The organism is Bacillus sp. CGMCC 1.60114 (assembly GCF_042676365.1).
Taxonomy (GTDB): domain Bacteria; phylum Bacillota; class Bacilli; order Bacillales; family Bacillaceae_G; genus Bacillus_A; species Bacillus_A rhizoplanae_A.
In genome coordinates, this window is record NZ_JBHTHG010000114.1 from 1 (window position 1) to 776 (window position 776).

The 776-nt window shown below is 35.8% G+C and carries 1 protein-coding gene and 1 pseudogene; one reads left to right on the forward strand and one right to left on the reverse strand.

Annotation, left to right across the window (positions count from 1 at the left end; all coding sequences use genetic code 11):
• Positions 1-204 precede the first annotated feature (204 nt).
• On the forward strand, positions 205-498 hold the full coding sequence (locus ACFQZ1_RS18480) for a hypothetical protein (protein WP_377883661.1): 294 nt from the start codon (positions 205-207) through the stop codon (positions 496-498).
• A 62-nt stretch (positions 499-560) separates the two neighbouring features.
• On the opposite strand, the pseudogene ACFQZ1_RS18485 reads toward ACFQZ1_RS18480, so the two are convergent.
• Positions 561-776 (reverse strand): annotated as a pseudogene (locus ACFQZ1_RS18485) (DDE-type integrase/transposase/recombinase); the annotation flags it as partial.

Sequence of the window (776 nt, forward strand, 5' to 3'; positions counted from 1 at the left end):
ATCATGTTCATAAAATGTGTAAACAAATCAATGTTCAATTAAACTTAGGTTTTTATCTTTCTGGACATATATTTATCTTTAAAAATACTGTAAGGATAAGGTTTTGTAGCCCTTAGCGTACAATTTCCCCAGAATGATATAGTGACCCCTTATATATGTTTTGAAAATAGAAAATAGTAGGTTATATAGAAGGAGCGTGAATCCATGTTAACAGATCAAGAAATGTGGCAAAGGATTACCTATTTACCAGCACCCTACAAACGGGAGCTCATTCGTCTAGCAATGAAAGGAACATCTTTGTTTTGGAGTACTCGCCAAACTCCATTTATCATGTTAGAAGCTGCAGAAATTATTGAACCAACGGGTAAGGAAAGAGCAACATCTCAGTTTGGGTTAGATGCTTTAGAGCTCGAGTATTCTGTGTTGCCACACCATCAGCAAACTTGGATACAATTTCAGGAATATATCAATCAGCTAAAGGCTTCTGGAGAAAACTAAGGCTTTGGTGCAAAAATAGTTCGCTAGAACCATAGAATAGCAATATCCTATTAACCTTGAGATTAAGCAACTAACTTAAATAGCTTACGAATGACTTCAACCTCATTTTGGGCATAGTTCATCCTTTGGTGAAGTTGCCCTTTTTTTATCATATGCATAGCTTAGATGCCCCTCAAAATCAAGGTAGCTGTACGAAATGATTTCAATCCTAACATGGATCGAACTCTCTTCTTTATAAAACGGTGATCCTGTTCCACGATATTGTTAAGATATTTACG